Origin of the sequence: Corallococcus sp. CA053C, assembly GCF_003611675.1 — a bacterium.
Lineage (GTDB): Bacteria > Myxococcota > Myxococcia > Myxococcales > Myxococcaceae > Corallococcus.
The window spans coordinates 1-25,638 of the sequence record NZ_RAWA01000094.1 but is presented as its reverse complement, the minus strand read 5'-3'; the positions used below and the strand labels follow the sequence as shown (position 1 = coordinate 25,638).

Annotated in this window: 12 protein-coding genes and 1 pseudogene; 6 read left to right on the top strand and 7 right to left on the bottom strand. The window is 69.3% G+C overall.

The features are described 5' to 3' along the window. Positions 1–116 precede the first annotated feature (116 nt). Positions 117–2,990, top strand: a complete 2,874-nt coding sequence (gene uvrA, locus D7V97_RS15265; protein ID WP_120611364.1) for an excinuclease ABC subunit UvrA — start codon at positions 117–119, stop codon at positions 2,988–2,990. A gap of 23 nt (positions 2,991–3,013) precedes the next feature. Beyond that, positions 3,014–4,459 carry a POT family MFS transporter gene (locus D7V97_RS15260; protein ID WP_120611369.1) on the top strand — a complete coding sequence of 482 codons (1,446 nt, stop codon included), beginning with the start codon at positions 3,014–3,016 and terminating at the stop codon, positions 4,457–4,459. Positions 4,460–4,569: 110 nt separating this feature from the next. On the opposite strand, the gene D7V97_RS15255 is transcribed toward D7V97_RS15260, so the two are convergent. From D7V97_RS15255 to D7V97_RS15230, 6 genes are all read right to left on the bottom strand, one after another. Continuing rightward, a complete protein-coding gene (locus D7V97_RS15255; RefSeq protein ID WP_120611363.1) occupies positions 4,570–5,193 on the bottom strand; it encodes a DUF416 family protein in 624 nt (207 codons plus the stop codon). Continuing rightward, the gene (locus D7V97_RS15250) at positions 5,184–11,666 is read right to left on the bottom strand and encodes an RHS repeat-associated core domain-containing protein (protein ID WP_120611362.1); all 6,483 of its coding nucleotides are present in this window, start codon (positions 11,664–11,666) and stop codon (positions 5,184–5,186) included. Before D7V97_RS15250 ends, D7V97_RS15255 begins: the two co-directional genes overlap by 10 nt. Before the next feature lie 1,432 nt (positions 11,667–13,098). Further along, positions 13,099–14,487: a peptide MFS transporter gene (locus D7V97_RS15245; RefSeq protein WP_120611361.1), complete on the bottom strand. Its 1,389-nt coding sequence runs from the start codon at positions 14,485–14,487 to the stop codon at positions 13,099–13,101. Between the two features lie 134 nt (positions 14,488–14,621). Beyond that, positions 14,622–17,552: an ATP-binding protein gene (locus D7V97_RS15240; protein WP_120611360.1), complete on the bottom strand. Its 2,931-nt coding sequence runs from the start codon at positions 17,550–17,552 to the stop codon at positions 14,622–14,624. Further along, positions 17,549–18,334: a methyltransferase domain-containing protein gene (locus D7V97_RS15235; protein WP_199728818.1), complete on the bottom strand. Its 786-nt coding sequence runs from the start codon at positions 18,332–18,334 to the stop codon at positions 17,549–17,551. Before D7V97_RS15235 ends, D7V97_RS15240 begins: the two co-directional genes overlap by 4 nt. Next, positions 18,334–20,757 (bottom strand): PilZ domain-containing protein, encoded by a 2,424-nt coding sequence (locus tag D7V97_RS15230; RefSeq protein ID WP_120611359.1) that lies wholly within the window; start codon positions 20,755–20,757, stop codon positions 18,334–18,336. The genes D7V97_RS15235 and D7V97_RS15230 overlap by 1 nt, the downstream gene beginning before the upstream one ends. 370 nt (positions 20,758–21,127) lie before the next feature. Between D7V97_RS15230 and nadA the strand changes: the two genes are divergently transcribed. Together nadA and D7V97_RS15220 are read left to right on the top strand one after the other, a co-directional pair. Then, a complete protein-coding gene (nadA, locus tag D7V97_RS15225) occupies positions 21,128–22,060 on the top strand; it encodes a quinolinate synthase NadA (protein ID WP_120611358.1) in 933 nt (310 codons plus the stop codon). An 87-nt stretch (positions 22,061–22,147) separates the two neighbouring features. Further along, positions 22,148–22,762 carry a hypothetical protein gene (locus D7V97_RS15220; RefSeq protein WP_120611367.1) on the top strand — a complete coding sequence of 205 codons (615 nt, stop codon included), beginning with the start codon at positions 22,148–22,150 and terminating at the stop codon, positions 22,760–22,762. A 54-nt stretch (positions 22,763–22,816) separates the two neighbouring features. Here the strand turns inward: D7V97_RS15220 and D7V97_RS15215 are convergent, their stop codons facing one another. Then, a complete protein-coding gene (locus D7V97_RS15215; RefSeq protein ID WP_120611366.1) occupies positions 22,817–23,209 on the bottom strand; it encodes a metallothionein in 393 nt (130 codons plus the stop codon). A 177-nt stretch (positions 23,210–23,386) separates the two neighbouring features. Here D7V97_RS15215 and D7V97_RS15210 point away from each other — a divergent pair, with 177 nt between their 5' ends. Together D7V97_RS15210 and D7V97_RS15205 are read left to right on the top strand one after the other, a co-directional pair. Beyond that, positions 23,387–24,949: a hypothetical protein gene (locus D7V97_RS15210; protein WP_199728817.1), complete on the top strand. Its 1,563-nt coding sequence runs from the start codon at positions 23,387–23,389 to the stop codon at positions 24,947–24,949. A gap of 21 nt (positions 24,950–24,970) precedes the next feature. Further along, a pseudogene (locus D7V97_RS15205) lies at positions 24,971–25,638 on the top strand (hypothetical protein); the annotation flags it as partial.

Genomic DNA, 25,638 nt, shown 5'->3' with positions numbered 1-25,638 from the left:
CCCCCGGGGTGGCCGGGGGGATGCGGGGGCCGCCGTCGGGTGTTTCCGGGAGAATCCCTCTGGTAGGACGCCTTTGCGTTCACCGGAACACCCTTTCAGTGATAAAGCGCGCCACCATGTCCGAGCCCGACGTCATCTCCATCCGTGGTGCCAGGGAGCACAACCTCAAGACCGTCTCCCTGGACATCCCGAAGAAGAAGCTCGTGGTGTTCACCGGCGTGTCGGGCTCCGGAAAGAGCTCGCTCGCGTTCGACACCCTCTACGCCGAGGGGCAGCGCCGCTACGTGGAGAGCCTGTCCTCCTACGCGCGCCAGTTCCTGGGGCAGATGGAGAAGCCCCGCTACGACACGCTGCGAGGCCTGTCGCCCACCATCTCCATCGAGCAGAAGGCGGCCAGCAACAACCCGCGCTCCACCGTGGGCACCGTCACGGAGGTGCACGACTACCTGCGCGTGCTCTACGCCTCCATCGGCGTGCAGCACTGCCCCCAATGCGGCCGCAAGGTGGGCAAGCAGAGCGCGCAGCAGATCGTCGATGAGATCATGAAGCTGCCCGCGGGCACCAAGCTCCAGGTGATGGCGCCCATCGTCACCAACCGCAAGGGCGAGCACAAGGATCTGCTCACCGAGGCGCAGAAGCGCGGCTTCTCCCGCGCGCGCGTGGACGGCAAGCTGCGCGAGCTGGAGGAGCGCATCGAGCTGGACAAGAAGTCCAAGCACGACATCGCGCTCGTCATCGACCGGCTCGTGCTGAAGCCGGACCTGCGCACGCGCCTCACCGACTCCGTGGAGACGGCGCTGCGCGAGGGCAAGGGCACGCTCATCATCACCGACGAGAAGGGCACGCCCGCCTCCGACCGCGTGATGAGCGAGTTGAACGCGTGCCCCGCGTGCGGCCTGTCCTTCGGCGACCTCACCCCGGCGTCGTTCTCCTTCAACAACCCGCTGGGCATGTGCACGGACTGCAACGGCCTGGGCACGCGGCCGGAGATGGACGCGGACCTGCTGGTGCCGGACCAGACGCGCAGCATCCGCGACGGCGCCATCGAGCCGTGGGCCAGCGGCATGAACCGCGGCGAGGGCTGGACGGCGGACTTCGTGGAGAGCCTGGCGCAGGCCTTCAAGATTGATCTGGACGTGCCGTACGCGAAGCTGTCCAAGCGGGAGAAGGACACGCTGATGAACGGCGTGAAGGGCAAGTCCTTCACCGTGCAGTGGGGTGACAGCGGCCAGTACCAGATGGAGTGGGAAGGCCTGCTCGCGCGCACGATGCGCAACTTCAAGACGACGACGTCGGAGGCGCGCAAGGCGGAGCTCCAGAAGTACTTCAGCGACAAGCCCTGCCCGTCCTGCAAGGGCGAGCGCCTGCGCCCGGAGAGCCGCGCGGTGAAGGTGCACACGCGCACGCTGGTGGACCTGAGCCGGCTGACCATCACGGACACGCGCGCGTTCCTGACGAAGATGGACCTGAGCCAGCAGGAGGAGAAGATCGCCCAGGAGCTGCTCAAGGAGATCCGCAGTCGCCTGTCGTTCCTGGTGGACGTGGGCCTGGGCTACCTCACGTTGGATCGCACCGCGTCCACGCTGTCCGGCGGTGAGAGCCAGCGCATCCGGCTGGCGTCGCAGATGGGCAGCGAGCTGACGGGCGTCATCTACATCCTGGACGAGCCCTCCATCGGCCTGCACCAGCGCGACAACGGCAAGCTGCTGACCACGCTCAAGCGCCTGCGCGACCTGGGCAACTCCGTCATCGTCGTGGAGCACGACGAGGAGACGATGGAGGAGTCGGACTACCTGGTGGACTTCGGGCCGGGCGCGGGCGAGCTGGGCGGGCAGGTGGTGTCCCAGGGCACGCCCAAGCAGGTGATGGCGGACGAGAACAGCCTCACCGGCGCGTACCTGTCCGGGCGCAAGGAGATTGAAGTCCCGGAGTCGCGCCGGCCCGTCAATCCCAAGCATCAGATCTCCATCGTGGGGGCGACGGAGAACAACCTGAAGAACGTGGACGCGGACATCCCGCTGGGCATCTTCACCGCGGTGACGGGCGTGTCCGGCGCGGGCAAGTCCACGCTGATCAACGAGATCCTGTACCCGGCGCTGGCGCGGGCCCTCTATGAGAGCCGCGAGCCCATGGGCAAGCACAAGTCCATCAAGGGCCTGGAGCACCTGGACAAGGTCATCGACATCGACCAGCGGCCCATTGGCCGCACGCCGCGCAGCAACCCGGCCACGTACACCAAGGTGTTCGACGCCATCCGCGAGGTGTTCGCGATGACGCCCGAGGCGCGCACGTTCGGCTACGGCCCGGGCCGCTTCAGCTTCAACATCAAGGGCGGCCGCTGCGAGGCGTGCGAGGGCGACGGCGTGAAGCTGGTGGAGATGCACTTCCTGGCGGACGTGTACGTGCCGTGCGAGGTGTGCAACGGCAAGCGCTTCAACGAAGCGACGCTGCGCGTGCGCTACAAGGGCAAGAACATCGCGGAGACGCTGGACCTGAGCGTGCGCGAGGCGGTGGAGCACTTCGGCGCGCACAAGGACATCATGCGCGTCCTGACGACGCTCACCGACGTGGGCCTGGGCTACCTGCGGCTGGGCCAGCCCTCCCCCACCCTGTCCGGCGGCGAGGCGCAGCGCATCAAGCTGGCGCGTGAGCTGGCGCGCGTGGCCACCGGCCGCACGCTCTACATCCTGGACGAGCCCACCACGGGCCTGCACTTCGAGGACATCCGCAAGCTCTTGTCCGTGCTCAACCGGCTGGTGGAGGCGGGCAACTCGGTGCTCGTCATCGAGCACAACCTGGACGTCATCAAGAGCGCGGACTGGCTCATCGACCTGGGGCCCGAGGGCGGCGCGGGGGGCGGGCAGATATTGGCCACCGGCACCCCGGAGGACGTGGCCCGGGTGGAGGCCAGCCACACCGGCCGCTACCTCAAGCACGTGCTCGGCAAGTCGCGCCGGGCGCGCGTGGGCAAGCGCGTGGACGCGGCCTGAGGGGCCCCGGTAGGGTGGAGGTCATGGCCGAGACCTCCACCCGCGCGTCCGACCGCTTCCCGCCTCAAATCCCGTACATCATCGGGAACGAGGCCTGCGAGCGCTTCAGCTTCTACGGGATGCGGAACATCCTCACGGTGTTCTTCATCGACTACCTCCTGCGCACCCACGTCCCGGAGACGGGCGCGCGCGAGGCCCAGGCGAAGGGCCTGTTCCACCTGTTCATGGCGGGGGTGTACTTCTTCCCGCTCATTGGCGGGTACCTGGCGGACCGCTTCTTCGGGAAGTTCCGCACCATCTTCGTGCTGAGCCTCGTGTACTGCGCGGGGCACGCGTGCCTGGCGCTCTTCGAGGACAACGCGACGGGCTTCTACACGGGCCTGACGCTCATCGCGGTGGGCAGCGGCGGCATCAAGCCGTGCGTCTCCGCGATGGTGGGCGACCAGTTCACGCAGAGCAACAGCCACCTGGTGAAGAAGGTGTTCGCCATCTTCTACTGGACCATCAACTTCGGTTCGTTCTTCGCGTCGCTGTTCGTGCCGCTGTTGATGACGAAGTTCGGGCCGGCGGTGGCGTTCGGCGTGCCGGGCATCCTGATGTTCGTGGCGACGGTCATCTTCTGGGCCGGCCGCAAGCACTACGTGCTGGTGCCGCCCACGGGCCCCAACCCGCACTCGTTCCTCAAGGTGGTGGGCAGCGCGTTCAAGGGCGACGCGCCCAAGGGCGCCCACTGGTTGGACAAGGCGAAGGCGGCGCACCCGGCGGAGGCGGTGGAGGGCGTGAAGGCGGTGTTCCGGGTGGCCGGGCTGATGCTGCCCTTCGTCCCCTTCTTCTGGATGTTGTTCGACCAGAAGGCGTCCACCTGGGTGGTGCAGGCGCGCGCCATGGATCCGCACGTGGGCAGCGTCGTGTTCCAGCCCAGCCAGATGCAGTTCATCAACCCGCTGCTGGTGATGATGCTGATTCCCTTCCTCACCGCCATCATCTACCCGGCCTTCCAGCGCCTGGGCTGGGAGCTGACGCCGCTGCGGCGCATGCCCCTGGGGCTGGTGTTTGGCGCCGTGGCGTTCATCATCGCCGGCTTCTTCCAGGTGGTGATGGAGGGCGGCACGACGCTGAACATCGCCTGGCAGCTCCTGCCGTACATCGTGCTGACGTTGGGGGAGATCCTCGTGTCCACCACGGGCCTGGAGTTCGCGTACACGCAGGCGCCCCGGGAGATGAAGGGCACCGTGCAGAGCGTGTGGCTGGTGACGAACACGCTGGCCAACGTGGCGGTGGCCATCGCCGCGGCGCTCAACGTCTTCACCGGCTCCGCCCAGTTCTTCTTCTACGCGGGCATGGCACTGGCGGCCGCGGTGGGCATGGCCCTGGTCGCGCGCCGCTACGTCGTGCGCGACTACTTCATGACGGACGCGCAGGCCCCGCTGGACGGCCGCACGCCCGCGGTGGAGGCGAAGCCGGCCTGAAGCGCCCCAGGCAAGCCTTCATCGAAGCTCCGCCTGGAGACCGCGAGTCGCGAGGAGGCGGCGCCCTTTGAATCGGGCGCCGCCTCTCTGTCATCAGATGCGAGCCCCGCTCATGACCTCAGGCCGAAGAAGATGGCGCTTTCTTCCTTCGCCCGGGCTTGAAAGCGCGCAGCCATCTCGCGAACGTCTCCATCGCGGTCGCCGAGCAGCTCGTCGAGGTCACGCCGTTGGCGTGCCAGTTCGGCTTGCACGAGCCGCTGCCCGAGGATGCGCTCCCCGGCGCCTGGCACATTCACGTCGATGCCCTCCACGTTGACCACGTGGTGGTCGACCGCCTCGTAGACGCGGCGCGCTGCCCACGCAGCCTCCTGGCTCTCACCGCCCTTTCGGCACCTGAGCGCATAGGCCACCGCAGCGCCTGCGTCTTCCGCGGGTGCCTGCCCATCGGCCCAAGGCCCGTCGTCTTCGTGCGGGATGAGGCTCATGCAGGCATCGACTCTTTCCTGCACCTCGCTCTCCGGAGCCAGGGGGATTGCAAGGCTCTCCCACAACCACGCGAGGAGGTTCTTGAGCCCCGCCGCATCTCCTCGCCCAGTCCCATGAGCAAAGGCCACGTAGGCTGGGAGCAACCGCTCGGCACAAGACGCGGCGAAGATGACTCGAAGCCTGGGGGGAAGCCTTTCGAGCATCCCCGCGACCTGACCTTCATCGAAGCGAAGAACCTTCATGGCCATACCGCCGTTGTAGGGCTCGTCACCGTGCCGCCACTTGCCTCAATCGCGATGGAGCACTGGTCGCAGATGGGCCGCGTGACCGCCATCGATTGGGGAGTCGCTCCAATTTCTTGAGCCTTCGTGATTGCCGTCACTTCCGCGTGTGCCTTTGGAAGCTTGCCGGCGATCTCACCCGGCAGCAACGTTGCCCGCTGCGCCGGCGTCAAGTCACGCCCCCCGCTTGCGATGATTCGTCCAGCACTCGTATCCATGGCAGCCGTGGTCCGTTGAGCCGCTGCGATTGGATCGAGCACGCCATGGACCTGCTCCGCCCGAGCGGCGAGGGCCTCCGTACCTTGCGCAGCCGCAGTGGAAGTCTCTGCGGCAGTGACAGACGTTGCCTCGGCGGCGGTACTGACGCTGGCCTCCGCCGCCGCCCCTGCGGCCTCCGCCCGGGCAGCGCTGGCCACAGCGGTGGCCTCGGCTTGCGCAAGGGAAACCGCCGAGGAGTTGGCCGAGACCTCCGCCAACAAGACGGCAGGGATACCGACCTCCGGAGCCGTCACGAGCAGGAACAGGGGGCCCAGAACCTTCGTCCGCTCCCACCACCGCTGCATGTCCTCATCCAATCTCTTCTGGTAGGAGAACTGCTCTTCCGGCGTCAGGTTGAACTGGTCGCGTGCGAACTCGTTGTAGGCGTTGCCTCCGAAGTACCGGTTCGTCGGTGTCTCCTGCACGGATCGACTGGCCTTCGCGCTACCGGCCATCCCTCTCAGCAAGAAGTACACGAAGCCGCCAGGCATCATGACCTTCTCCTGCGAATTCAGGAAATCACCGACATTGGTCGGGAAGGCCTCCATGTAGTTCCCGTTGCCGTAGTCCTCCCGGTAGACGGTGTAGAGCCAGACACCGCCTCCTCCCGCCAGGGCATAGCCGCCGTACCAGCTGTCGTAGACGATGACGGGCATCTCCACGGGCAGGAACCCGGACGGGTCGGTGTAGCGCAACGGGTTGTTGAGGACGTAGCTGTAGCGGTTGAGCGCCTGGCTCGTCCGGGGCGCCGGCAGGTACGGGTCCGGACTGAGGAACCGCCCGAGCTGCGGGTCGTAGATGCGCCCCTTCATGTTGATGAGGCCCAGCTCCTCATCGGTCTCGTGGCCGGTGAATCCCATGTGCACACGCGTGGCGTCACCGCGGGTCTGCGGCGATGACAGGCTGTTCGAGTAGCGGCGCCCACCGAAGGGCTCGTACCGCATGCGCTCGATGACAGTCGCCTTCTCGTCCGTGAGCGTGTCCACGGACCCCAGGGAGTCCTTGTGCAGGTAGAGCTTCCGGGTCCGCGTGATGGTTCCCATCGCATCCGTGTTCCACGCGACCTGGGCCACCGGGCCCTCGGCGCCCATCACGTTGAACAGGTGCATCGCCGTGCCCGTTGCCGCGCGCCGCACCTCGTAGCGCCCGCCCAATGACACCGTGACCTCCCCATTCGGAGACAGCTTCACGATCCGCTGGTGGGTCGCGTCATAGCGGAACACCGTGTCCTGGCCGTTCCGGGTCACCTTCGTCGGAAGGTTGAAGGTGGTGTAATCGACCGTGCGGTCCGGCGCGGTGCGCTGATTGCCGCTGGCGTCGTACGTGTAGGAACCCAGCGAGGAGCGGCTGACCGCGTGGGGCCCCGCCCCCCCGGTCCTCTCGTAGAAATACGAGATGCTGTCGCCTGCACCCTCTGTGACGGTCCGTTCCAACAGGTTACCGGTGGTGTCGTAGCTGTAGTCCACCACGGACTGCTGGCAGTTCTGGAAGGCGGACCAGCGCGTCAGCCGGTCCAGGGAGTCGTACGTGAAGTCCTCGGTGGTGTGGCGGTCCCGGTCATGCCGGCTGAGCAGGTTGCCATTCAGGTCGTACTCGTATGCCAGGGCCTGGACGGTGCGCAGGTTCTTGCTCTCGATGAACACCAGGCGTCCGCGGGAGTCATAGCGGCGCGTGCCCTTCACACTGTTGCCGAACCGCTCCGCCGTGAGCTGCCCCAGGCCGTTGCGTCCCTCCGCCTTCCAGTGCGTGGTGCCCGACGACCCGGGCTCACGCACCGCCAGCAGGGCCCCCCACTTCGTGTATTCGTTCGTGGTCGCGAACGTGAGTCCCCCCACCGTGGGGTAGCTCTGCGTCTGCAGGCGTCCCTGGGCGTCGTAGGTCCGCGAGAAGGAGTAGGTCGCGCCCAGCACGTTCCAGTCCTCCTGGACCGGCCGGCTGAGACTGTCATAGGTGAAGGCCGTGGAGATGTTCCCCGCCATGGACTCCTGGACCCGCGTCGCCGGCAGGCCGAGGCCGTGGTTCCCGTCCCAGGTGAAGCGCGAAATCCCGTCGCGGTTCGTCACCGTCTGCACGCGACCCAGCACGTCCCGCGCGTAGGTCGTCGTGTCGCCCCGGGCATCCGTCTCGCTGGAGACCTCGCCAAACGGGTTGTAGTAGGTGCGCGTCGTGCCCGAATCCGGGTCGATGAGCCGGCTCTGACGGCCCAGGTTGTCGTAGTCGAAGCGCGGTCCCTGACCATTGCCATCCAGCACCGACGCCAGCAGGCCGAAGGAGCCGTAGGTGTACTGCGTCAGCAGGTGCTGGGCGCCCAGCACGTCTTCCGTGGTCTTCACCCGGCCTGCGGAATCCAGCCACGTCACCGAGAGCTGGTTCTTCTCGTCCCAGCTCGAGACCTTTTTGCCCTCGTAGGCCCAGCGGAGCGTGGTTCCGTCGGGGTGGGTCCGCGTCAGCGGCCGGTCCAGGCTGTCAAAGGTGAACATCGTGGCCACCGGGCTTCCCCCTGTGGGCGAGGGCGTCCAGGTCTTCACGACCCGGCCCAGCGCGTCGTACTCGGACGTGCTCACGTCCCAGTCATCCTCCAGTCCGTTGGCGTTCGCGTCACCGAAGGCACGCGTGCGTACGCTCATCGAGCGCCCCAGGCGATCCAGGCGCGTGTAGCGCTCCCCACCGGCGGCCTGGGGCGTATCCTGGGGACTGGAGGGCAGAGACACCACCTCCCGCGAATGGACCTCCAGCATGCAGCCAGGGGTCGTGGCGCAGGCATCGTAATTCACCAGCAGTGCCGGCATGCCCGACCCGGCGAAGGTCCTCAGCCGCCCGAAGCCGTCGTACTGCCACGCGGAGGAGAGGCCGTTCGCATCCTCCCGCACCGCCGGCAGCCCCAGTCCGGGATGGTAGGCGTAGCTGACCGTGTGTCCGAGCGCATTGGTCAGGGTGGCCGGATGCGTCCGGTCCAGGGTGTCATACGTCAGGGTGGTCGTGCGCGCGGCCATGCCCGCCCCCGACAGGGTGATCTGCCGGGGAAGGCCATCCGCGTCCCGCTGGTAGGTCGTCACCTGTTCCAGCTCCGGCACGCCCGGGGCAATGGTTCGCGTCGCCACCAGGGTGGTACCGGGCACATACGTGGTCGACACCACCCGCGTCTGGGAAAGCCCCGCGTCCGGCGACGAGCTCATCTCACTGACGACGGCAGGCAGGCCGATCAGCCACTGGGATGCGTCGTTGAAGTGGGTCGACTGCCAGTTGAGCGTCTCCCCTCCCTCCAGCGCCTGTTGCCGCGCCGTGAGGTTTCCGTACGTCCAGTCGAACGTCCACGTGGTGTTCAGCCGCCGCAACAACCCCAGGTTGGGAGCCTCCGTGGTCAGCCGGTTGTAGGCCTCCTGGCGTGAGGACTCGGGCAGGACCGTCAAGATGGAAGCCCCCCCCAGGCCCGCACGCGTGCTGGAGGACAGGACGGTCGTCTGCTTCTCGGTCAGCACACGTCCTCCCACGGTCACGGTGGACGACTCGGCGACGGTCTGGCGCGCGTAGGGATAGAAGGTTCCCAGGCGGGTCCGGTTGTCGAACTCGGTCCGCATCACGTGTCCGGTGGCGACGTTCGTCACGCTGACGGCGTTGAAACCCAGCCACCCCCGGCCCAGCAGGTCGAAACGGCCGTCCTCGTAGGCGTAGCGCTGGGCGCGCAAGGGCTGGCCCACGCCAGCATCGGTGCGCAGCTCGGCCACCACCCAGCGCCCCTTCTTCACACAGGACTGGGGGTAGGCGCAGCCGGAGCCCGGCGTGTAGACGGAAGCGTCGGACAGGGGCTTGTAGGAGAACTCCGCGCGGCCGCCGGATGCGTTCACGACGCCGGACAGCAGGCGGGCCGGAGGCCCCCGTCGCATGTAGACGTGGAGGGAGCCGTTGATCATCTGCGTGAAGTCCCCCAGGCCGTCCCCGTTGGCATCCAGCACCTGGGAGAGCTTGAAGCCCTCCCGGGTCGTCTGCCCCAGCGGGAACGCAAGAAGCGAGGTCGCGACGAAGCCCGCGCCCGTGGACTGGAGGACGATCGGGTGCGAACGGGTGCCTTCCGCGTCGTCCAACAGCAGCAGGTCCTGTCGGCCGTCATTGTTGAAGTCGAACAGCCGCAGCCCGTTGTCCTTGCTGAAGGAGCCCACCCTGAAGCCCTGCGGCAGCGCCACCAGGTAGGGGACCGCGAAGCCATTGCCGGTGTTGACCAGCACCTCGATGTCACCGCCCGTGGCGGGCACCCTCATCGCTTCCGGGAGCCCGTCCCCGTTGAGGTCGGCGAAGAGGTACTGCTTCTCGTTGACGTCGGTGCGTACGAGCGTCGTCTCCTGCTTGGAGAAGACGCCGTTGCGCAGGCCCACGCTCCAGTAGCGCGTGCCCACCTCCTCGTAGTGGCTCGGCAGGCCCGGCATCTCGCGCATGTTGACGAGCAGCAGGCTCGTCCGCCCGGAGCCGTCCAGGTTGACGACGAACTGGTTGTTGTCGTTGCGCGGGCCCGTGGAGATGAGCTGGAACGGCTGGAGGGTCCCCCCCACGTTGTGGCGCCACCCCAGTTCCTTCCGGTTGTTGACCGTCAGCACCCGCACGAGGTCCGGCAGCCCGTCACCGTCCAGGTCGGCGTACCAGTAGTCGTCGCCCCACTTCCCGTCGTCCTCCACCGTCGTGAACCAATTGCCGCCGCTGGAATTGTTCGTCCGGCGCAGGTGCTTCAGGAAGCTGATCTGCCCCGGCTGGCTGCAGAGGTTCCATTCCAGGATGCTGACGTCCAGGCTTCCGTCCATGTTGACGTCCACCCACCGACCGTTGTGGTTGGCCTTGACGTCATTGCAGATGCCCGGCAGTCCCACCGCCTCGTAGCCAACGCCGTACCCTGCTGCGGACCCGTAGCGCAGCATCCACTTGAATTTCCCCGTGGCATCGGGCTTCCGGTAGAGCAGGTCGTCGCGGCCGTCGCCGTCCACGTCCTGGGTCTGGAGCACCCAGTAGAGCGAGTCGTAGACCGAGGAGTAGGTCTGCATCACGTCCGTGACGCCCGTGTCGACATCGTCGAAAGTGTCCGTCTCCGGCGTCCACTCGAAGGTGAGGGGGTTCATGCAGACGCCCGTGCCGTCACACTCCTGCACGGAAGACAACGTGGTGAGACTCTGAGCCCCAAGGTTCGGGGTGTAGCCCAGGCGGTACTGCTTCACCTGGCTCACCGTCGTGGGGTTGGGGGCACGCATGGTGATGGACTTCAGCCGCTGGCTCAGCTTGATTTTCAGGCCCGCGACGAAGGCCACGCTGCTGTCCAGCCGTGGCTCGTAGTCGAAGTCGACGAAGCGGTTGGCGGCCAGCCCGGCCCCCACCGAGGACGCCGCGTACTCGATGCCGGTGAGGAAATGCTCGTAGCTGGTGTCCACGCTGTCGTAGCGCAGCGTGTAGTGGAAGGACATGGCGTTGCCGCTGCGGTCCTCGACCCGGGCCAGGGCCCAGGTCAGCCGGTTCTGCTTGCCATCCCGGGTGGTGGTGAAGCCGTCAGTGCCCTCAGGGCTCACCTGGAGGCGCTCCCCGGCGAGGTTGGACTGGTGGAGCCCGCCGTAGGTGAGGATCCTCCCGTTCTTCAGGTAGACGCGGAACGAGCCCGGTCCCGAAGCGTCCGCGTCGAGCGACACCACGCGGGTGAAGCTCTCCTGTTCGGTGCGGTACTCCGTACCCGAGGCGCCGTAGGCGCCCTGAACCGCCACGAGCTGCTGCCCATCCAGGCAGAAGACGTCCGAGGTCGTGAAGGTGATGCTCTCCGCCAGCCCGTCCTGCGCCTGGGTCCGGGGACAGCGGGAGATCTGCGATGTGCCCGCAAGCGTCCAGCCCGCGCCGAGCACCCCCTGCCCCACCTCGCTCCGGTAGAGCAGGGACAGGTCGGGCTGCATGCTGGCGCGTCCCGGAGGTACCCACAGCGGCAGGGCGTAGGTCGCGGTGCCATCCATGCTGACGCCGGGCTTCCCTGCCACGTTGCCCAAGGCCAGGCTGTTGGCGCCCGTCTCCGTCGGCAGCAGGATGTCGGACGGAGGGTTGATCAACCGTCCCGTGTTCCGCCCCCGCGGCACCAGCGAGAGGTCGGAGAGACCCGGTTCGGTGGGGCCGCAGGAGCCCACCGTGAAGGACAGCGCGATGACGGCAAGAAGAATGCTTTTCAAGTGAGGATCTCCACCACGGGCCGGCCTGCCGGTCCACGGGAGCGATGAAGGGAGTCAGTCACGCGGGTGCCTGACGAAAGGGGTTCGAGCACAGGAGGGTCAGGTGCAGACACCGGCCCGGCAGGAGTGGCCTGAGGCGCAGGTGCCACAACTCACGCTGGCGCCACAGCCGTTGGCAGCCGTTCCACACTCCCGGCCATCGCAGGCGTCGGAGTTCGGCGTGCACCCACAGATGTCGGCCGTCCCACCTCCACCACACGAGTTGACGCCGGAGCACGTGCCACAGCTCCACGTCCCACCGCAGCCATTGGGCACCGTGCCGCAGTTCTTGCCCGCGCAGGCCGTGGCCTGCGGGGTGGGCGCACAACCACAGACGTTGGCCGTCCCTCCACCACCGCAAGTATCGTAACCCGAGCACGTCGGGCCGCAGTTGTGGATCGACCTACAGCCATCGGAGACGAAGCCGCAGTTCTTCCCCAGACACGCCGTCTGCTGGGTCAGGGGCGTGCAACCGCAGACGTTGGCGAAGCCGCCTCCTCCACAGGTGTCGGGCCCCAAGCACGTCCCACAGGAGAGGGTACTGCCACAGCCATCGGACACCGTGCCGCAGCTCTTCCCCAGACACGCCGTCTGCTGGGGCAGGGGCGTGCAGCCGCAAACGTTGGCCGTCCCCCCTCCACCACAGGAGTTGGCCCCGGTACAGGTGCCACAGGGCCAGGTGTCGCCACAGCCATTGGACACCGTGCCACAGTTCTTTCCGCTACACGCCACGGTCTGCGAGGTAGGCACGCAGGCGTTACCGTCGGCGCAGACGTTGAGGACCCCACCCGCGCCGCACGACTGCCCCACTGGGCAAGTGCCACACTGCAGGGTGCCGCCGCATCCGTCGGGCATCGCGCCACAGTTGGCGCCCTGCGACGCGCAGGTCTCGGCCAGGCACTCGCACGCCAGCGAGTCCGACCGGCAGACACCGCCCTCGTCGATGAAGCCGTCGAGGTCGTCGTCACAGCCATTGCAGACCTCGACGGACGAGGTGTCCCGCGGACACTCGCCTGGGCTCCCCTGTGCCAGGGCGGTGTCTGAGAAAAGACCAAGGAGAAGGAACAGGCTCCACGCCCCATGGGCGAAGATCCGGAAATGCTGACGCCTCATCAACGATGCCTCCAGAGCACCGCGTGCGACGAGCCTCCGCCTAAGACACTCCCCCTGACGGCGGTCGGACGCGGAGAACGCGCTGCCTAACATCGTTGACGGAGAAACGTCCAGAGGCCTGACGCAAAGACAACGCTGACAGGCACTTCGCGCGCGAAGCGCCCATGATGGCTGGCAAATAAAGCCAGACATCGCCTCAAAGGCATTGACAAAAGAAAAGCGCCAGAGCGCATGGTGCGCTCTGGCGCTTGTCTTTTCAGATTCCCAAGCCCTGGGAAGCTCAGGTGGCCGGGTGGACCGAGCCCTCCTGATGCGTGGGCGTCGGGGCGGGCGTCACTTCGTCCGTGCCGTGCATCATCCGCTTCAGCACCGGGGCCAGCACCAGCAGGATGACGCCCGCCAGGCCCGCGCCGACGACGATGGTGACGAACACGCTGAACTCACCCATCTTCTCCGAGTAGCCGCCCAGCACGCCGGACAGCTTGTTCGCCACCGCGTTCGCGAGGAACCACACGCCCATCATCGCGGAGGTGACGCGCGTGGGCGCCACCTTGCTCACCATGGACAGACCCACCGGCGACAGGCACAGCTCCCCCATGGTGTGGAAGAGGTACGCCATGATGACCCACCACGCCGCCGCCTTGCCGTCCGCCGCGCTCTCCTTGGAGGCGCCCAGCATGAAGGCGAAGCCCACCGCCAGGAAGATGAGCCCCAGGGCCATCTTCAGCGGGATGCTCAGGTCCTTGCCCTTCGCCGCCAGCGAGCTCCACACGCCCGCGAACACCGGCGCCAGCGCCACGATGAAGACGGAGTTGAAGTTCTGGAACCACGTGGTGGGCACCTCCCAGCCGAACATCGTCCGGTCCACCTTCTGGTCCGTGTAGAGGTTCATCAGACCGCCGGCCTGCTCGAAGCCCGTCCAGAAGGCCACCACGAACAGCGCGATGATGAAGATGACGATGATGCGGTCCCACTCCTCGCGGGAGAACGCCGGGGCCTTGCCGCCCGACGCCGTCGTCGCGGACACGGGAGGCCGGGGCGCGGGCGCCAGGCCCACCTGTCCCAGGAGCCGCTTCTGCAGCGCCAGGAAGATGATGACACCCAGGGTCATGCCCACGCCCGCGGAGCCGAAGCCCCAGTGCCAGCCCACCCGCTCACCCAGCGTGCCGCAGATGAAGTTGCCCAGCACCGCGCCCAGGTTGATGCCCATGTAGAAGATGGTGAAGGCACCGTCGCGCCGACCGTCCCCCGTCGGGTACAGCCCGCCCACCATGGTGGAGATGTTCGGCTTGAAGAAGCCGTTGCCCACGATGAGGAAGCCCAGGCCCGTGTAGAAGATGCCCGTCCCTGGCAGCGCCAACAGCAGGTGGCCGATGATCATCAGCACGCCGCCCAGCAACACCGCCTTCCTCTGACCGATGTAGCGGTCCGCGATGTAGCCGCCCACGATGGGCGTCAGGTACACGAGGCCCGTGTACGTGCCGTAGAGGCTCAGCGCATCCGCCGTGGACCAGCCGTAGCCGCCCCGCACCTTGTCGGTGAGGAAGAGCACCAGCAAGCCGCGCATGCCGTAATAGGACATGCGCTCCCACATCTCGGTGGCGAACAACAGGTAGAGGCCCGGGGGATGCCCCTTGCGGGCCTCGCCCGCGGCGACGGTGCTTTGCATGCCGTGAGTTCCTCGAACTGGACTTGGAAGGGGGTGAAATGAAAGACGCGCGACTCTAGCAGAGTCACGTCTTCCGATAGGACAGAGGACACCGCGCGACCGGGGGAATTCCCGCCCCCTCCTTGAGCAGCGCGTCAACCGATGCGTCGCGTCCAACGCCCCCGACCCACACCGCCAGTCGGGGTGGAGGACAGCGCGTCCGACAGCGCCGGCCGCATGGGCAGCCGCACCTCCACCCGCGTGCCCTGTCCCATCTGGCTGGTGATGCCGATGCGACCGCCGTGCTGCAACACGATGCGGCGGCTGAGCGCCAGGCCCAGGCCGGTGCCTTCACCCGCCGCGCGCGTGGAGAAGAAGGGCTGGAAGAGCCGCTCCAGGTCCTCCGGCTTGATGCCCACGCCGCTGTCCACGATGGTGACGAGCGCCTCGTGGTCCTCCTGGGACGTCTCCACCCGCACGCGGCCCGTGTCGCCCACCGCGCGCAGGGCGTTGTCCAGGAGGTTGAGCCACACCTGGTTGAGCGTGCCCGGGTCGCCCCAGATGGGGTCGGTGCAGTGGTAGGCGCGCTCCACCACGACGCCGGACGGGATGCGCCAGCCCAGCACGTTGAGCGTGGAGTCGAGCGCCTGATCCAACCGCACGGCCACCGGCTTCTCCGCCGTGCGCACGAAGGACAGCAGTGACTCCGCGAGGTGCCGGATGCGCTGGCCGCACTCTTCCATCACCTCCAGCATCGCGGGGCCCAGGTTGGGGTCACTGCCCGTGTCCTTGCCCTGGAGCACGTCCTTGAGCGGCAGCAGCGCGTTCATCAGCCCGTTGAGCGGGTTGCGCACCTCGTGCGCGAAGCCGGAGGTGAGCAGGCCGATGGCCGCCAGCCGCTCGTTCTCCGCCGCGCGCACCGCCGCCTCGCGCAGCCGCAGCTGCGTCTCCACGCGCGCCAGCAATTCGCGCGGGCTGAAGGGCTTGCCCAGGTAGTCGTTGGCGCCCGCGCCCAGGGCCTCCACCTTCGCGGCCACCTCCTGGCGCGCGGTGAGCAGGATGACGGGCAGGTCCACCGTCTGGGCATGCGAGCGCAGCTGCACCAGGAGGTTCAGGCCGGAGAGCACCGGCATCATCACGTCCGACACCACCAGGTCCGGCCGGTCCTCCAGCGCGCGGCGCACGCCCTCCTCGCCGTTGGTCGCCTCCAGCACCCGGTAGCTGGGCGCGAGGATGTCCGCGATGAAGGCGCGGATCTCCGCGTCGTCCTCCACCACCAGGATGCGCGGGGCCTTGGCGTCCGCGCGCGTGTGGTCCTGGGGCTCCGCGGGCCGCGGCGCCGCTCCCGCGGCGGTCGCGGACAGCACGGTGGCGAAGCGGCCGGAGCTGCGGCGCTCGTTCCGGGGGGCCGTGTCGGGGGTCCGGCGATCGCGCAGCTCCTCGCGCAGGTGCGCGGAGCCCTTGGGCAGGCGCACGCGGAAGCTGGAGCCCTGGCCCGGCGTGCTCGACACCTCGATGCCGCCCGAGTGCAGCTCCAGCGTCTCCTTCACCAGCGCGAGCCCGATGCCGCTGCCTCCGAAGCGCCGCGTGCCGGACGTGTCCGCCTGGGCGAAGCGGTCGAAGATGACGGCCAGGTCCGCGGGCGCCATCCCCTGCCCGGTGTCCACCACCTCCACGTGCACGTCGCTCGCGTCCTCGCGCAGGCGCACGGCGATGCTGCCGCCGGGCGGCGTGAACTTGAGCGCGTTGGAGACCAGGTTGTGGAACACGCCTTCGATGCGCTCCACGTCCACGTGCACCGGCGACAGCGGCGTGCCCTCCAGCGAGAGCGTGAGCCCCTGCTTCTCCGCCACGGTGCGGAAGGGCAACAGCTGCGACGTGAGGAACGCGTGCAGCTCCACCGGCTGGTAGCGCAGGCGCACCTTGCCCGCCTCCAGCTGCGCCAGGTTGAGCAGGTTGTCGATGAGGCGCAACAGCCGCTGCGTGCTGCGATCCAGCGTCGTCAGGTGCTGGCGCACCACGGCCGGCAGCGACTCCGGCTCCTTCTGGAGCGCGTCCAGCGACAGGAGGATGAGCGTGAGCGGCGTGCGCAGCTCATGGCTCACGTTGTCGAAGAACTCCGTCTTCAGCCGGTCCTGCTCGCGCTGCTTGACGAGCGCCGCCTCCAGCTTCGCGTTGGCCTCCGACAGCTCGCGCGTGCGCGCCGCGACGCGGTCCTCCAACGCCACGTTGCTGCCGAAGACCTCGTCGTAGCGCTGCTGCAGCTCGCGCAGCGAGCCCAGGTTCGCCTGAGCCTGCGCCGAGAGCAGCTCGTCCTTGCGCTGCAACTCCCGCCGCCGGTCCAACCAGCCGCCCAGCGCGAAGCCGCCCACGCCCAGCGCCGTCACGGAGAAGAGCGCGTCCCCCCAGCCCAGGTGCGTGGCCAGAAGGCCGCTCACCATGCCCAGCAGCAGGCCCAGGTAGTGGCCCCACATGGTGGGCGGATCCGTCCAGGTGAGGTGGTAGCGGCACGCCTCGCCGCCCTGCACCTGGCACTCCGTCTCCCGCACCTCCGCGGGCGCCAGGCCCCAGATGGTGGGGAAGGACGCGAACTGCCCCATGCGCAGCTCGCAGATGTTGCGGCTGCGCTCCGGGATGCTGCTGCGGTAGGACAGCTTGAGCCGCTTGTGCTCCAGCAGGTCCACCGTGAACGCGCCCACCCGGTTGTAGCTGGGGGAGAAGTCGATGGTCTGCTTGTAGCAGGCCTTGGGCGAACCGAAGGCGCGCAGCATGTAGAAGACGAAGCCCAGCGCCTGCGGGGACGCGGTGAACAGGCCCGCCTCGCGCATGAACTTCGAGTCGCCGGACGCGTCGCGCAGCGCCGCCGCCACGCGCTCCAGGAAGTGCAGCGAGACGTAGTTCGTGGGCGTGCGCATGTAGTCCAGCCCCAGGCTGAACCCCTGCTCGCGCCACAGCCGCGCCAGGCGCTCCGCGCCATAGCGGTGCTCGAAGTAGAGCAGCAGCGTGGACGTGGCGCGGACGCTCACCTCCGGGGCGTTGTCCGGCGATACCTCCTGCACCTTCACCGCCGGCAGGCGCCCACTCACGGCTTGATTCCCTCGGTCACGAGCGTCACCGCATATTTCAGTCCCTCCGGGTCCGCCAGCATGGAGAGGAATTCCTGGCAGTGTGCCTGGTAGGCCGCAAGGTCTCCGAACGCCGGCGCCGCCACGGGCGCCAGCGCGTCGAAGCGCGTCTCCCAGTCGCGCAGGAGCCGCGCCTCGGCGGCGCCCGGGGCCATGTAGAAGGGCACCAGGTGCACGCGCACCTGGGTGAGGCCCGCGCGGCGGAAGTCCGAGTACAGCTTGCGGCCCACGTACAGGTCGAAGCCGCGGGACTCCAGGGCCTCCACGATGCGCTGGGTGCCCTGGCGCAGGTGCTCCGGGAAGGGCCAGTTCTGGAACCCCAGCCCGTCGATGTCGGAGACCACCACCCGGCCCCCGGGCCGCGTCACGCGGATGAGCTCCGCGAGCGCCACCTGCCGGTCCGGCAGGTACTCGAAGACGTACTGGCTCCACACGTAGTCGAAGCTGCCCGTCGGCAGGCCACACGCGCGCACGTCCGCCTGGAGGAACTCCAGGTGGGGGCGGTGGCGGTTTCGCGCCTGCGCCTCCGCGATGCGGCCCGCGTGCACGTCCACGCCGGTGACGTGGCCGCCCTCCCCCACCAGCTCCGCCATCAGTTCGGCGATGCCCCCGGGGCCGCACCCGGCGTCCAGCACCCGGTCCCCCGGCTTGAGGCCGGTGCCGTGCAGCACGGCGCGCGTGTCCTGGGACTGCTCCTGCTCCAAGAGGCGCTGGGATTCGCCCTTGGATTCCATCAGGTACATCACGGCGCCTCCTCCTGCTCCAGCGCGGCGCGGGCCGCCCGGCGGGTGGGGGCCTGCCGCTCGAAGAGCGACCGCCACGCCTCGCACCAGCGGCGCACCATGGAGCGGTGGAACGTCCATTCGGAGAAGCGTCCCTGGTCCACGAAGCCCGCCTCCACCAGCACCGGCACGTCCGCCGCGTCCACCATGCCCAGCGACGAGGGCCGGCCCCGCTCCCGCGCGTGCGCCATGCACCGCCACGTCAGCGCCGCCACCGCGTCGCGCGTGCGCGGGTTCGCCCGGTCCGGCACCACGAGGCTGAAGCTGTTGGAGACCTCGATGAGGCTCAGGCCCGGGGTGGCTTCCTCCTGGAGCGCGATGGCGAGCGGGCCCGTCTCCCCGTCCACCACGTACGTCCGCCGGTCCCGGTGCAGCCCCGCCGCCTGGAAGCGCTTGCCCAGCAGCTCCTCGGAGCGGGTGTCCGCGCGCAGGTCCTCGCTGAGCAGGCGCACCATCTCCCCCTGGCCTCGCAGATACGACTCCAGCCACCGCCGGTCCTCGGGGCCCGCTTCGCGCACGGCGGGCAGGCCCGCGGGGGCCTCCGTGGGGACGGTGTCCAGGGCGGCGCGCAGGTAGTGGAACTGGCGCAGGTGGCACAGCCCCTGGCCCTCCAGCACGCGGGCCAGCCACGTGCCCAGCCGGTGCGGCCAGCGGTTGTCGGTGCGCCACATGTAGCGGATGAACTCCACGTCCTCCATCGCCTCGCCCACCTCCACCGCGAGCGAGGTCAACTCGCTGGAGACCTGCTCGCTGCGCCGGAAGCCGGGCAGCACGGCCAGGTGCTGCACGAGCCAGGTGCGCGAGTGCATGCGCAGGCCGTTGACGTGTCCCAGGGGTTGCTGCCCGTCGGTGTAGACGAGCGAGCGCCCCAGGTCGCGGGCGCGGCCCAGCCGTTCGTGCAGCTCTTCGAGGGGAGGCAGGACGCGGGCCTCCTCGCCGAAGGGATGGTCCGGGTGGAAGGTGTAGCGGGCCTCCTGCATCATCCGCCAGAGGTCGGGGAAGCGGAACACCGCGCCGTCCTTCACCTGCGGCGCCCGGGCGGCCACGAACGCGTCCACGACGGCGTCGCGCACCGCGGGCAGCAGCTCCATCACACGCACCCCGCAGCGGTAGGGCCTCAGGCGCTGATCATGCCGGGCCTCGAACGGGACGACGTCCACCGAGCGCACCTCCACCCGGCACGAGGCCTCAGCGCCGTCCGGCAGGAGCAGCGTGGCGTCCAGACGCGAGCCCGCGGGCAGCACCTCGCACGACGCGTCGATGGGGAAGGCGAACCCGCGGCCTCCCAGGTCCAGCACCGCGCGCGTGATGCGCTGGCCCCCGAAGGGCGAGGTGAAGCGCACGAGGAAGCGGTTCTGCGGCGAGGGCCGGAAGCGCTGCTGGCCGCGCCGGTTCTCCACCGTCAGGGAGCGGGGCAGGCCCAGCGACACGCCGTCGTGCGCGACCTGGAGCATGCTGGTGACCCCCGAGTAGCGCTGGCCGCCCATCTCGAAGGAGAGGTGGACCACCTCCCCCACGCTCGCGGGCAGCGTCGGGGACACCTGGCCGCGCAGCTGGCCGCGCTCGTCCCCCGGCTCCACCGTGGCGGACTCCAGCCGGAAGTGCGCCGCCTGGCTGTCCGGCGGGTGCAGCCACACGGGCAGTTCGCGGCGCAGCGCCTTGCGAAGCGCGGCCAGCACCGCCACCGGGTCGCGCAGCGTGCGGGGCGGGGCCGCGGACGACTCGTCGGCGGCGCGCCGCCAGGAGATGCCCACGCGCAGGAAGCCGCGCCCGTCGTGGAGCACGGGCGTGGCGTGGCGCACGTAGGCCCGGGCCACGTGCAGCACCGGCACGCCGTCGCGCACCATGGACAGCGCGTCCAGGGGTGACCCGGGGAGGAAGGCCGCCATCGACATGTCCATGGGAATGCGCAGGGCCGCGCCGAAGTTGCCCAGGTCCTGGCATTCCGCGACGACGTGCTGATCGCGCAGGAGGAAGTCCACCCGCAACCCCGCGTCCAGCGACACGCGCGTGGAGGCCCGGAGTTGGAGGATGTCGCGCAGGCGCAGTCCCAGCTCCCCTTCCGACAGCGCGTCGTCCACCGTGCTGAAGACGTGCCCTTCGGCGGCGGTCTCCACCAGCTCCTCCAGCCCCAGCTGATCCGACCGGGAACAGACGAACACGCAGACAGCCTCCGGGGCGGCCCGGTCCACGTGGCGAAGGAAGCGCCTCGCGTTGTCCGCGGGCGCGATGATGAGCGTGGGCACTGACGACTCCATGCGCCGCGTGGCCTCCAGCTGCGAGCCCACCGCCGCGACCCGGTGCGCCCCCAGCGCTGACATCAGCGCGCTGCGGCGCGCCTCGTTGGGGTGGACGATGAGGACTTCGTGAGTGGGCACGCTCATGGATTTTTCCCAACGCGCAAGGGCCACACCGACGCCTGCGCACGGCGCCATTGCTGTGTAGACGCAGGGCCTGGAGCCAGCCCCGTTCCCGCCAGTCGCATGTCTGAGTGTCCGAGCCTGGTGGATGTCCGCTGCCAGCGGGCCCGCGCTGCGATGCCTTCCCGGTGAGCCGCCAGCAGACCGCCGCGTACTTTACCTGCTCCCATGGATTAGGTGATGTACGGGGGGGTAAGAGACTTTTCGGAATAGGTTAAACCCCCTAAGTCATCCGGGACACCGTGCCAGGTAGGGCCCGTGGGCGGACAGGTCCGGCGCATGCTGGCCGCGGCGTCCGGGGGCGGTTACAGATTGCCCGGCGAGGAGAACCACGATGGGCGCGACGGTGGACTACGAGGCCGAGATCCGGGCGCTGAAGCGCTCCATGAACGCGGTCATCCTGGCGCACTACTACCAGGAGAGCGAGGTGCAGGACGTGGCCGACTTCGTCGGTGACAGCCTGGCGCTCGCGCAGGCGGCGGAGAAGACGGACGCGGACGTCATCGTCTTCTGCGGCGTGCACTTCATGGCGGAGACCGCGAAGATCTTGAACCCCTCGCGGCAGGTGCTGCTGCCGGATTTGAAGGCGGGCTGCTCGCTGTCGGACCGGTGTCCGCCCGCGGCGTTCAAGGCGTTCAAGGAGAAACACCCGGGCGCCTTCGTGGTGTCCTACGTCAACAGTTCCGCCGCGGTGAAGGCGATGAGCGACGTCATCTGTACGTCGTCCAACGCGGTGAAGATCGTCAACCAGATCCCCAGGGACCGGTCCATCCTCTTCGCGCCGGATCAACACCTGGGCCGCCACGTCATGAAGCAGACGGGGCGCGACATGGTGCTGTGGCCGGGCAGCTGCATCGTCCATGAGATCTTCAGCGAGAAGAAGCTCGTGCAGCTGAAGGTGGAGCACCCGGACGCGGAGGTGGTGGCCCATCCGGAGTGCGAGCAGCAGGTGCTCCGGCACGCGGACTTCATCGGCTCCACGAAGGCGCTGCTGGACTACGTGGTGAAGAGCCCGAAGTCGAAGTTCATCGTGGTGACGGAGGCGGGCATCCTCCACCAGATGAAGAAGGGCGCGCCGGACAAGACGTACATCCCGGCGCCGCCGGACAACGGGTGTGCGTGCAACGAGTGCCCGTACATGCGCCTGAACACGCTGGAGAAGCTGTACCGCTGCATGCGGGACCGGACCCCGGAGCTGGTGTTGCCGGCGGACCTCCAGGGGGCGGCGCTGGCCCCGCTGAAGCGGATGCTGGAGTGGTCCGTCTGAGGGAGCGTGCGGACTGTCGTCCGCGCTCCAGGTTTGGAAACTCGCGTCTTGCGGACGCCGGGTTCAAGTGCAATGGATGGAAGGACCGTGGCCTTCCGATTCCTCGCCATTCCTGCCCACCGGCTGGTGGACTTCCCCAAGACCCTGCCGGACGACGAGCGGCTCGAGCCGCAGCTGCCCCCGGTCCATGAGGCCGTGGAGCGCGCGCTCGCGGGCGCCGAGTTCCGCGACCTGCGCGCCCGGGACCGCCTGCGCGCCCTGCTCCAGGGAGACCGGCCTCCGGGCCTGGGCTCTCCGGGCAAGGGCTTCGGCCCCAGCGCCGTCTTCGCCCAGCCGCCCCAGGACCTCCCGGCGCTGCTGCGCCTGGCGGACGAGCTGGAGCAGCTGGCGCGGAGGGAGGCGGGCGAGCGCGCGCTGGTGTGGAAGTGCGGCGAGTGCAGCGCCCGTTACGCGGTGCCGGTGGCGCTGGTGCGCCAGGTGTCCATCCGCTGCGAGCGGTGCGGCCACCCGGTGCAGCTGAGCTCGCAGGAGAGCCTGGGCGAGGAAGCCCTCATCGACCCCTTCCAGGGCGCGGTGAACACCAGCCGTCACGAGCTGGCGTCGTTCTTCCGCGAGGCGATGGCGCGTGGCTGGCCCGTGCTCGTGTCCGAGGGCGCGGCCCCCGCGCCGCGTGGGCGCTCCGCCACTCCTTCGACGGCCTGACGGACCGGGCGGGGGTGTCCCACCGCCACGGCTCCGGCATCCTCCGGCGTCACGTCAGATGAAGACGCCGGCGGAGGCGTCGTAGCGCGCCTCCTGGAGTTCCTGCGTGGCGGGACGGCCGCGCAGCGCGTCCATCACCTGGCCAGGCGCGTGACGCCCCTTGCACTTGGAGCACTCGCACTTGCCGCGCTTGCAGGTGCAGTCCGCCTTGCTGCCGCAGGAGCACTTCGCGGTCAGCACCTGGTCCAGCTCCTCCAGGGGACGCGGCGCGGACTCGGCCGCCTTCGCCCCGGTGGCCTGGGAGGGCGCGGGCGTCGGGGTGCCCTGGGAGGATGCGGCCGCCTTCGCATGGGCCTCGCACGCGTGGGACGTCGCGGGAACCCAGCACAGGCCTCCCAGCAACAACCCCGCCGTCATCGCGGTCCTCAATGTCGCGCTGCGTGCCATGTCCGCTCTCCTCAAGCCGGGGCGAGAGACCCCCGTCGAGTCCGGCCTATACCGCAGGGCCCTCCCCCTGCCAAGGCAGGAGCCCGCACCTTTGCCTACCTGTTATCAGAGCGCCGGAGCCCACGGTGTGCTCGCCGGGTGTGGGCGCGCGCGCGTACAGTCCGCGCCCTCCTGCCCGTGACGAACCGAACCGCCCGCATCGCCTTCGCCGCCGCCCTGGTGCTGGGCGCGCTGCCCCTCTGGGTGTCGCGCGTCCTGCCCATGGTGGACCTGCCGCAGCACCTGTACCTCATCTCCGTGCTGCACCGGCTGGAGGACCCGACGACGCTGTACCCGGCGCTGTTCGCCGCGCGGCACGAGCTGACGCCCTACCTGGGCTACTACTACCTCGTCAGCGCGCTCAACTGGCTGCTGCCGCTGGAGATGGCCAACCGCGTCTTCCTCACCGCGTACGTGGTGGGGCTGCCGCTGGGGCTGGCCTTCCTGCTGCGAAGCCTGGGCCGGCCGTCCTGGCCCGCGCTGCTCACGCTGCCCCTGGCGTACGGCGACAGCTTCGGCTGGGGCTTCATCAACTACCTGGCCGCGCTGCCGCTGACGCTCCTGTGCTGCGGCCTCTTCGTGCGGACGCTGACGGACGTGCCCCGCCGCCGCGCGTGGGGCGTGGGGCTGGCGGCCTGCCTCGTGGCGGTGCTGCTCTTCCACGTCCAGGCCTTCGGGTTCCTCGCGCTGGGGCTGCCGTGGCTGCTCCTCACCACGCCGGTGCCCGAGGACGCGGGGGCGACGGGCGTGGGGGCGCGCTTGCGTCCGCGCGGGGCCGCGCTGCTGGGCGTGGTGCCCGGCGTGACGCTGTTCCTCGCGTGGGTGGTGCTGCGCTTCGGCAACCCGCCGGACATCCAGCCCGGGGCACCGTGGAAGGCGTGGGGGCCCACGTTCTCGCCGCAGAACCTGGCGTGGAAGGGCTTCGAGCAGAACCGCGCGGAGTTCTTCCAGGTGCTCGCCAACACGTTCCACGACGGCTCGGACCGGTGGCCGCTGTACGCCGTCGCGCTGGTGGCGGTGGTGGGCTGGGTGCTGGGGCTCGCGCGGCCGGGGACGCGCCGCGAGGGGCCGGTGGCGCGCTTTCGCCTGCTGGGGCTGGGCGTGCTGGCGCTGGCGCTGTTCTTCCTCTTGCCCTTCGACATCCGCGGGTACGTCTACTACCTCAACACGCGGTACGCGCACCTGGCCGCCGCGCTCCTGGTGGCGAGCATGCCGCCGACGCGCGCGGAGTGGCGGCGGCCCCTGGTCCTCGCGGCGACGGTGGGCGCGCTGCTCGTCGCGTTCGTGATGGGGCGCGGCTTCCGCGACTTCGCCGAGGAGGCCCGTGAGTGGGACGTGCTCGCGGACGTCACCGCGAGCCGGCCGAAGGTGATGGGGCTGGTGTTCGACGCGGGCTCCCGCGTGGTGCGCTTCCCCGTCTTCCTGCACGGCGCGGCGGTGCTGGCGCGCGAGCGCGGTGGGGTGCCCAACTTCACCTTCGCCACCACGCCGCATTCGCCGCTGCGCTACCGGGGCGAGGTGCCGCCCACCTTCCCGTCCGAGTGGCGTCCCCAGGACCTGGACTACGCGACGCAGGGCAGCTGGTACGACCACTACCTCGTGCGCGGGGTGCATCCGTCGCGCGTGTTCGGCGGGCGGCTCCAGTCGGAGTTGGTCATCGTGGGACAGTCCGGGAGGAGCTGGCTGGTGCGGCGGCGGTAGCGCGTGAAGTAGAACCCGTCCATGAGCCCTGCCTCCACCGAGCCTCGCCCCCTGCTGGACGCGCTGCGTGCCGGCACACCCCTGCCCGCCTTCCCCGAAGCGGCCGTCGAGCAGGCAAGGCGGCTCACGAGCGACGTGGCCACCGCCACCGCCGAAGCCGTGGAAGCGCTGCCGGAGCCCCTGGCGGGCGCGGTGCTGGAGGCGGCGGTGCTGGCGGGGCACGCGGCGCTGCCGGAGGCCCTGTCCGCCTCCGCGGTGAAGCCCCTGGCCAAGGCCGCGAAGAAGGCGCTCTACCGGCTGCGCTCGCGCGGCGTCGCCCTGCCCGAAGCCCCGAAGCCGGCGGCGGCCCCCGCGCCCCCGGAGGCGCTGCCGACGCTGGTGACGCTCGTCTCCTCGACGGGACAGTTCGGACTGCTGCTCACGCGCGTGGTGCGCGGGGGCGTGGAGCTGCTCCAGGTCATCGCCTCGGATGAGCAGGGCGTGCTGGAGCTGACCCGCTCCGAGGTGAGCCGGGGCGAGCTGCGCCGCATCCTCAAGCACGCCCGGGAGAACCGCTTCGGCGTCGAGGTCACCCGCGAGGAGGGCGCCACGCTGCTCGCCGAGGCCGCGGCCCTGAACCTGCGCACCCGCACGCCCTTCCCGGAGGACCTGGAGGCCGCGCTGCGCCACCACGGCGTGCAGCCCATCAC